The following is an 8,662-nucleotide window of genomic DNA, read 5'->3' as shown; positions in this document are numbered from 1 at the left end:
AGCTTGCTCCCGCTGGCCTGCGAAGCAGGCCCCTGCATTTTCCAGACTGACCGCATGACTCGCTTTAGCGACTGCTTCGCAGGCCAGCGGGAGCAAGCTCCCTCGCCACGTTGGGTGGGTGTGGAGTCGAAATTACAGATCGACCACAGTCTCCCTGTGGGAGCCTGCTCCGGGCGGCGATCCGACGATTACGGTCTATCAGGCGCTGTTTAATCCGCGTAGTACCACGCCACCCCCTCTGCGTCATCACTACCCTGTGCATCCTTGGAACCCTGTTCTAAGCTCACAGTCGTATCCGTCACTGGTACGTCCGTACAGCGCAAAGGAGTCTGCATGGCTGGTCCCCGAATCAAACTGGTAGTTGGCCTGGGCTTGTGTGCGTTGTTGGCGGGGTGTGGTGACAAGAAGCCCGAGGAAAAAGCCCTGCCGCGGGTTTTCGTGCAGCAGGCCGTGCCCAGCGAGTACGCCGCCTCGGTGACGCTCACCGGCGATGTCCAGGCGCGGGTGCAAACCGATTTGTCGTTTCGCGTGGGCGGCAAGATCATCGAGCGCAAGGTCGATGTCGGTGCCCGGGTCTCGGCCCGGCAAGTGCTGGCCCGTCTCGATCCCCGTGACTTGCAGACCAGCGTCGACTCCGCCGAGGCCCAGGTCGCGGCCGAACAGGCGCGGGTCAAGCAGAGTGCGGCGGCGTTCGTGCGCCAGCAGAAACTGCTGCCCAAGGGCTACACCAGCCAGAGCGAATACGACGCGGCCCAGGCGCAGTTGCGCAGCAGCCAGAGCGCGCTGACCGCTGCCCAGGCCCAGCTGGCCAACGCCCGTGAGCAACTGAGCTATACCGCACTGATCGCCGATGCACCCGGCATCATCACCGCGCGCCAGGCCGAGGTCGGCCAGGTGGTGCAGGCCACGGAACCGATCTTCAGCCTGGCCCGCGATGGCGAGCGCGACGCGGTGTTCAACATCTACGAGTCGCTGTTGCGCGAACCGCCGTCGGATCCGGGGATTGTCATCAGCCTGCTGGACAATCCGGCGATCCAGGCCACCGGCACGGTGCGCGAGATCACCCCGGCGGTGTCCGCGCAGACCGGCACGGTGCAGGTCAAGGTCACCCTCAACGACCTGCCCGAGGGCATGCGTCTCGGCTCGGTGGTCAGCGCCACGGTCAAGGCCGCAGGCAAGACCGCCGTCGAGTTGCCCTGGTCGGCATTGACCAAGAACCTCAGTGAGCCGGCCGTGTGGCTGGTGGATGGCGAGGGCAAGGCACGGTTGCAGACCGTCACCGTCGGCCGCTACCTGACCGGCAAGGTCATCATCAGTGACGGCCTCAAGGGCGGTGAGAAAGTCGTCACTGCGGGCGGGCAATTGCTGCATCCCGGCGTGCGAGTCGAGATTGCCGAAAACACCCATGACAAATCCCCGACAGGAGCCCAGCCATGAAGCGCTTGTGGATGGTCTCGGCTGGCCTCTTGCTGGCAGCCTGTTCGAAGGAAGAAGCGCCGCCTGCGCCGGTGCGTCCGGTGCTGTCGGTCGAAGTCCGGGCCCTGGATCAACAGGCCCTGGGCCGGTTCGCCGGGAATATCCAGGCGCGCTACGAAACCAATGTCGGTTTCCGCGTGCCGGGACGGATCGCCAGCCGCAACGTCGATGTCGGCGCCGAGGTGAAGAAAGGCGACTTGCTCGCCACCCTCGATCCCACCGATCAACAGAACCAGTTGCGCGCCGCCCAGGGCGATCTGGCGCGGATAGAGGCGCAATACATCAATGCCCAGGCCAATGCCCGTCGCCAGCAACAGTTGTTCGACCGGGGCGTCGGTGCCCAGGCGCAGCTGGACATTGCCCAGACCGATCTGAAAACCACCGGTGCTGCCCTCGAACAGGCGCGGGCCTCGGTCGAGCAGGCTCGTGACCAGCTCAACTACAGCGAGCTGCACACCGACCACGATGCCGTCGTCACCGCCTGGAGTGCCGAAGCCGGGCAGGTGGTGACCGCCGGCCAGCAAGTGGTGACCCTCGCCCGCCCCGATATCAAGGAGGCGGTGATCGACCTGCCGGCCGACCTCGTCGACCGGTTGCCCGCCGATGTGGTGTTCGAAGTCGCCGCGCAACTTGACCCGACCACCCATACCACCGCCGTCGTGCGCGAGATCGAGCCCCAGGCCCAGAGCGCCACCCGCACGCGCAGGGCGCGGCTGACGCTGACCGAGACGCCACCGGGCTTTCGCCTGGGCACCGCCATCAGCGTGACCCTGAGCTCGGCGATCGAGCCGCGTATCGAATTGCCGCTCAGTGCGCTGCAAGAGGTCGACGGCAAGGCACGCATCTGGCTGATCGACCCGCAGAGCCAGACTGTCTCGCCCCGCGACGTGAAGATTCTGGAGCGTTCGGCCGACTCGGTGCTGGTGGCCAACGGCATCAAGCCCGGCGACCGCGTGGTCAGCGCTGGGGTGAACAGCCTCAAGCCGGGGCAGAAAGTGAAACTCGACGAGGACGCACGATGAAAGGGCCTTTCAACTTATCCGAATGGGCCCTGCGGCATCAGTCGTTCGTCTGGTACCTGATGTTCGTCGGGTTGCTGATGGGCGTGTTCTCGTACATGAACCTGGGGCGTGAAGAGGACCCCTCGTTCACCATCAAGACCATGATCATCCAGACGCGCTGGCCCGGCGCGACCCAGGAAGAAACCCTCAAGCAAGTCACCGACCGCATCGAGAAGAAACTAGAAGAACTCGATTCCCTCGACTACGTGAAAAGCTACACCCGCCCCGGGGAGTCGACGGTGTTCGTGTACCTGCGCGACACCACCAGCGCCAAGGACATCCCCGAGATCTGGTACCAGGTGCGCAAGAAGATCAACGACATTCGCGGCGATTTCCCCGAGGGCCTGCAGGGGCCGGGGTTCAACGACGAGTTCGGCGATGTCTACGGTTCGGTCTACGCCTTCACCGGCGACGGCCTGTCGATGCGCCAACTGCGCGACTATGTGGAACAGGTGCGGGCCGAGATCCGCGAGGTGCCCGGTTTGGGCAAGGTGGAAATGATCGGCGAGCAGGATGAAGTGCTGTACCTGAACTTCTCCACCCGCAAACTCGCCGCGCTGGGGATCGACCAGCGCCAGGTGGTGCAAAGCCTGCAATCGCAGAACGCAGTGACGCCTGCCGGGGTGATCGACGCCGGACCGGAGCGGATTTCCGTGCGCACGTCGGGGCAGTTCCAGTCGGAAAAAGACCTGGCGAACGTCAACCTGCGGCTCAATGACCGGTTCTATCGACTGGCGGACATCGCGGACATCAGTCGCGGCTACGTCGACCCGGCCACGCCGATGTTCCGCTTCAACGGCACGCCGGCCATTGGCCTCGCCATCGCGATGAAGAAGGGCGGCAACATCCAGGAATTCGGCAAGGCCCTGCATGCGCGGATGACCGAGTTGACCGCCGACCTGCCGGTGGGCGTTGGCGTGCACACCGTGTCGGATCAGGCCGAAGTGGTGAAGGAGGCGGTCGGCGGCTTCACAAGCGCCTTGTTCGAGGCGGTGGTGATCGTGCTGATCGTCAGCTTCGTCAGCCTCGGTATACGTGCCGGGCTGGTGGTCGCCTGCTCGATTCCGCTGGTGCTGGCGATGGTCTTTGTGTTCATGGAGTACAGCGGCATCACCATGCAGCGGATTTCCCTCGGCGCGTTGATCATCGCCCTCGGCCTGCTGGTGGACGACGCGATGATCACCGTGGAAATGATGGTCACGCGCCTGGAGAAAGGCGAAACCAAGGACCAGGCGGCCACGTTCGCCTATACCTCGACCGCGTTCCCGATGCTCACCGGGACCCTGGTGACCGTGGCCGGCTTCGTGCCCATCGGCCTCAACGCCAGCTCGGCGGGCGAGTACACCTTTACCCTGTTCGCGGTGATTGCCGTGGCGATGCTGGTGTCGTGGATCGTCGCGGTGCTGTTTGCCCCGGTGATCGGCGTGCACATCCTCAGCACCAACGTAAAGCCCCACGACAAGGAGCCGGGGCGGATCGGCCGGGCGTTCAACAGTGGCCTGCTGTGGTCGATGCGTAATCGCTGGTGGGCCATCGGCATCACGGTGCTGCTGTTCGTGCTGGCGGTGTTCTGCATGCGTTTCGTGCAGAACCAGTTCTTCCCGTCCTCTGATCGGCCGGAAATCCTCGTCGACCTGAACCTGCCGCAAAACGCGTCGATGGACGAGACCCGCAAGGCGGTCGATCGCCTGGAAGCGAGCCTCAAGGGCGACCCGGACATCGAGCGCTGGAGCACTTACATCGGCGAGGGTGCGATTCGCTTCTACCTGCCGCTGGACCAACAACTGCAGAACCCGTACTACGCGCAATTGGTGATCGTCAGCAAGGGCCTGGAGTCGCGCACGGCGCTCACCGAGCGTCTGCAAAAGCGCTTGCGCGAGGACTTCGTCGGGATCGGCAGCTACGTGCAGTCCCTGGAGATGGGCCCGCCGGTGGGGCGGCCGATCCAGTACCGGGTCAGTGGCAAGGACATCGACCAGGTGCGCAAGCACGCCATCGAACTGGCCACCGAACTGGACAAGAACTCGCACATCGGCGAAATCATTTACGACTGGAACGAGCCGGGCAAGGTCCTGCGCATCGATATTGCCCAGGACAAGGCGCGGCAGTTGGGCTTGTCCTCCGATGACGTCGCCCGGCTGATGAACAGCATCGTCAGTGGCTCACCGGTGACCCAGGTCGACGACGATATCTACCTGATCAACGTGGTGGGGCGCGCCGAAGATGCCGAGCGGGGCTCGCCCGAGACCCTGCAGAACCTGCAGATCGTCACGCCGGGCGGCACCTCGATTCCGTTGCTGGCGTTCGCCACCGTGCGCTATGAACTGGAGCAGCCGTTGGTGTGGCGCCGCGACCGCAAGCCGACCATTACCATCAAGGCCGCCGTGCGCGATGAGATCCAGCCCACCGACCTGGTGAAGCAACTGCAACCGGACATCGACAAGTTCGCCGCCGGCCTGCCGGTGGGCTACAAGGTCGCCACCGGCGGTACGGTGGAAGAGAGCAGCAAGGCCCAAGGGCCGATCGCCAGTGTCGTGCCGCTGATGCTGTTTCTGATGGCGACGTTCCTGATGATCCAGTTGCACAGCGTGCAGAAGCTGTTCCTGGTGGCGAGCGTCGCGCCCCTCGGCTTGATCGGTGTGGTGCTGGCGCTGGTGCCGACGGGCACGCCCATGGGCTTTGTGGCGATCCTCGGGATCCTGGCGCTGATCGGCATCATCATCCGTAACTCGGTGATCCTGGTGACCCAGATCGATGAATACGAACGTGACGGCTATGAGCCCTGGGATGCGGTGGTGGAAGCCACCGAACACCGGCGTCGGCCGATCCTGCTCACCGCGGCGGCGGCGAGCCTGGGGATGATCCCGATTGCCCGGGAAGTGTTCTGGGGGCCCATGGCGTACGCAATGATCGGCGGGATCATCATCGCCACGCTGCTGACGTTGCTGTTCCTGCCGGCGTTGTATGTGGCCTGGTACAAGATCCGTGAGCCGAAGCGTGATTGAAGGGGCTGTACTCGGCCCTGTGGCGAGGGAGCTTGCTCCCGCTGGGCCTTCGCGACGAGCGCAATTTCTGTAGGCAACTAGGAAAAACCGTGGGAGCGGGCTTGCTCGCGAAGAGGGTGTGTCTGACAAAATGGATATTGACTGTGCCGACGCTTTCGCGAGCAAGCCCGCTCCCACAAAGGCGGCGCTGTGAATACAGATTCTGTATCCGCCCGCCTCCCCTGTGGGAGCGGGTTTACCCGCGAAGGCGTCCGCCTAATCGACCGCGACCTTACTTACGCACCAACCGCAACCCATTGAACACCACCAGCAAGCTCACGCCCATATCGGCAAACACCGCCATCCACATCGTGGCGAATCCGGCGAAGGTCACGCCGAGGAAGATCGCCTTGATCACCAGCGCCAGGGCGATGTTTTGCTTCAGGATGCGTGAGGTCTGGCGCGACAGGCGAATGAACGCCGGGATCTTGCGCAGGTCATCGTCCATCAAGGCGACGTCGGCGGTCTCGATGGCCGTATCGGTCCCGGCTGCCGCCATGGCGAAGCCGATTTCCGAGCGAGCCAGGGCCGGGGCGTCGTTGATGCCGTCGCCGACCATGCCGACACGATGTCCTTTGGCGTACAAGTCCTCTATGGCCCGCAGTTTGTCTTCCGGCAACAGGTCGCCCCGGGCCTGATCCATGCCCACCTGCGCGGCAATCGCCTCGGCGGTGTGGGCGTTGTCGCCGGTGAGCATCAGGGTCTTGATGCCCAGGTCATGCAGCTGCCGGATGGCTTCGCGGCTGGAGTCCTTCACCGTGTCGGCCACGGCGAACAACGCCAGCGGGCCGGTGCCATCGAGCAGTAGCACTACCGATTTGCCCTGTTTTTCCAGGGCGAAGAGTTGCTCCTCCAGCTCTGGTGAACACAGGCCCAGGTCTTCCACCAGGCGATGATTGCCCAAGTGATAAGTCTTGCCGCCGATATCGCCGCGCACACCGCGTCCCGGCAACGCCTGGAAGTTATCCACAATCTGCGGCGCCCATTGTTTATCCACAGCCGCAGTGGCAATCGCCTTCGACACCGGGTGGTCGGAGCGGGCGGCGAGGCTGGCGGCCAGGGCCGGGGCGCTGGTTTCCAGGCTCGGGTCCAGCGCCAGGTAATCGGTTTGCACCGGCTTGCCGTGAGTGATCGTGCCGGTCTTGTCCAAGGCCAGGTAGTCGAGTTTGTAGCCACCCTCCAGGTAAACGCCGCCCTTGACCAGGATGCCTTTGCGCGCTGCGGCGGCAAGACCGCTGACGATGGTCACCGGGGTGGAAATCACCAATGCACAAGGGCAGGCCACTACCAGCAACACCAGCGCCCGGTAGATCCAGTCGAACCACGCCGCGCCCATGAACAGCGGCGGGATGACCGCCACCGCGAGGGCGAGGGCAAACACTGCCGGCGTGTAGATTGTCGAGAATCGGTCGACGAAGCGCTGGGTCGGTGCGCGCGAGCCCTGGGCCTGCTCCACGGCGTGGATGATCCGCGCCAGGGTCGATTGATCGGCCGCGGCGGTGACGGTGAACTCCAGCTCGCCGGCCTGGTTGATGGTGCCGGCGAAGACTTTGTCGCCCACGGTTTTTTCCACCGGCAGACTCTCGCCGGTGATCGGCGCCTGGTCGATGGTCGAACGGCCGGCGACCACATCGCCGTCCAGGCCAACCCGCTCGCCCGGGCGAAGCCGCACCCGCGCCCCGAGCGCGATGGCTTTCACTTCTTGCTCCCGCCAGCTGCCATCGGCCTGTTGTACCGTGGCTTGTTCCGGGGCCATTTGCATCAACCCGCTGATGGCGTTGCGCGCCCGGTCGAGGGATTTGGCTTCGATCAATTCGGCCACGGTGAACAGGAACATCACCATCGCCGCCTCTGGCCATTGCCCGATCAGCACCGCACCGGTCACCGCGATGCTCATCAGCGCGTTGATGTTCAGGTTGAGATTCTTCAGGGCAATCCAGCCCTTTTTATAAGTGCCGAGGCCGCCGCTGAGAATCGACACCAGCGCCACCAGGGCGACCACCCAGTTTGGCGCGGCATTAGTGAAATGGATCACCTCGGCGGCCAAGGCCGTGACACCGGACAGCGCCAATGGCCACCAGGGCTTGGCCGGGGTGGGCAATGGGTTTGTGGTTTTTTCCTGGCCCGGCGTCAGCGGTTCGGCCTGCATGCCGAGGGACTGGATCGCCTCGATGATGGGGGCGTCGCTGGGCAATGCGTGGGTTACACCCAATACGCGGTTGATCAGGTTGAATTCCAGCTGCTGCACGCCATCGAGCTTGCCGAGCTTGTTCTGGATCAGCGTTTGCTCGGTGGGGCAATCCATGGCCTCGATGCGAAAACTGCTCAGCCGTGCGCCGTCCGTCGGCGTCTTGCCGAGGTTGACCACTGCCGGTGCGGCTTTCGAGGCGCAACAGGAGTGGCCATGGTCATGGCCGTGGTCGGGCTTGTGGATGTGGAGAGAGTCGCTCATCGGGGTCTTATCCATGAAAGTGCCTGTTGCACAGTAAAGACCCTGTAGCCACTATAGGGTCAAGCACCGAGTTGAGAGGCCATGTCATGAAGATCGGAGAGCTGGCGAAAATCACCGACTGCCAGGTCGAGACCATCCGCTACTACGAGCGCGAGGGGCTGTTGCCGGAACCGGCCCGCAGCGACGGCAATTACCGCGTCTACACCCAGGCCCATGCCGAGCGGCTGACGTTCATCCGCAACTGCCGCACCCTGGACATGACCCTGGAAGAAATCCGCAGCCTCCTGGCGCTGCGAGACAGCCCCCGGGACCAGTGCGAGAGCGTCAATGCGCTGATCGACGAACACATCCACCACGTCAAGGCCCGCATCGATGGCCTGCTGGCCTTGCAGGCACAACTGATCGACCTGCGCCATCGCTGCGGCGAAGGGCCGGACCTGGATCAATGCGGGATCTTGCAGCGCCTGGAGGTGAGCGGGGCGGTGGCGCCGGAGGTGGAGCATTCACATGTGGGTAGAAGTCATGGGCATTGAATGCCTTTGGCGCCAACTTGAAGGTCATGGAGATCCAGTGTGGGAGCGGGCTTGCTCGCGAAGGCGGCGGGTCAGGCAAGATTTCCTTAACTGACC

At 64.0% G+C, this 8,662-nt stretch carries 5 protein-coding genes; 4 read left to right on the top strand and 1 reads right to left on the bottom strand.

The window, feature by feature from the left end:
• Positions 1 to 333 precede the first annotated feature (333 nt).
• From RGM2987_RS01320 to RGM2987_RS01310, 3 genes are read left to right on the top strand one after another with little or no spacing between them, the layout of a single operon-like run.
• Positions 334 to 1,437: an efflux RND transporter periplasmic adaptor subunit gene (locus RGM2987_RS01320; protein WP_245138315.1), complete on the top strand. Its 1,104-nt coding sequence runs from the start codon at positions 334 to 336 to the stop codon at positions 1,435 to 1,437.
• On the top strand, positions 1,434 to 2,498 hold the full coding sequence (locus RGM2987_RS01315) for an efflux RND transporter periplasmic adaptor subunit (RefSeq protein ID WP_245138314.1): 1,065 nt from the start codon (positions 1,434 to 1,436) through the stop codon (positions 2,496 to 2,498). Before RGM2987_RS01320 ends, RGM2987_RS01315 begins: the two co-directional genes overlap by 4 nt.
• On the top strand, positions 2,495 to 5,542 hold the full coding sequence (locus RGM2987_RS01310; RefSeq protein ID WP_245138313.1) for an efflux RND transporter permease subunit: 3,048 nt from the start codon (positions 2,495 to 2,497) through the stop codon (positions 5,540 to 5,542). Before RGM2987_RS01315 ends, RGM2987_RS01310 begins: the two co-directional genes overlap by 4 nt.
• Positions 5,543 to 5,813: 271 nt before the next feature.
• On the opposite strand, the gene RGM2987_RS01305 is transcribed toward RGM2987_RS01310, so the two are convergent.
• Positions 5,814 to 8,033 carry a heavy metal translocating P-type ATPase gene (locus tag RGM2987_RS01305; protein ID WP_245138312.1) on the bottom strand — a complete coding sequence of 740 codons (2,220 nt, stop codon included), beginning with the start codon at positions 8,031 to 8,033 and terminating at the stop codon, positions 5,814 to 5,816.
• Between the two features lie 86 nt (positions 8,034 to 8,119).
• Here RGM2987_RS01305 and cadR point away from each other — a divergent pair, with 86 nt between their 5' ends.
• Positions 8,120 to 8,566: a Cd(II)/Pb(II)-responsive transcriptional regulator gene (gene cadR, locus RGM2987_RS01300; protein WP_245138311.1), complete on the top strand. Its 447-nt coding sequence runs from the start codon at positions 8,120 to 8,122 to the stop codon at positions 8,564 to 8,566.
• The last annotated feature ends 96 nt before the right edge of the window (positions 8,567 to 8,662 follow it).

This window comes from Pseudomonas sp. RGM2987 (genome assembly GCF_022952855.1).
Classification (GTDB): Bacteria; Pseudomonadota; Gammaproteobacteria; order Pseudomonadales; family Pseudomonadaceae; genus Aquipseudomonas.
Note: the sequence above shows the minus strand (reverse complement) of the source record. Positions and strands in the feature narration are given on the sequence as shown.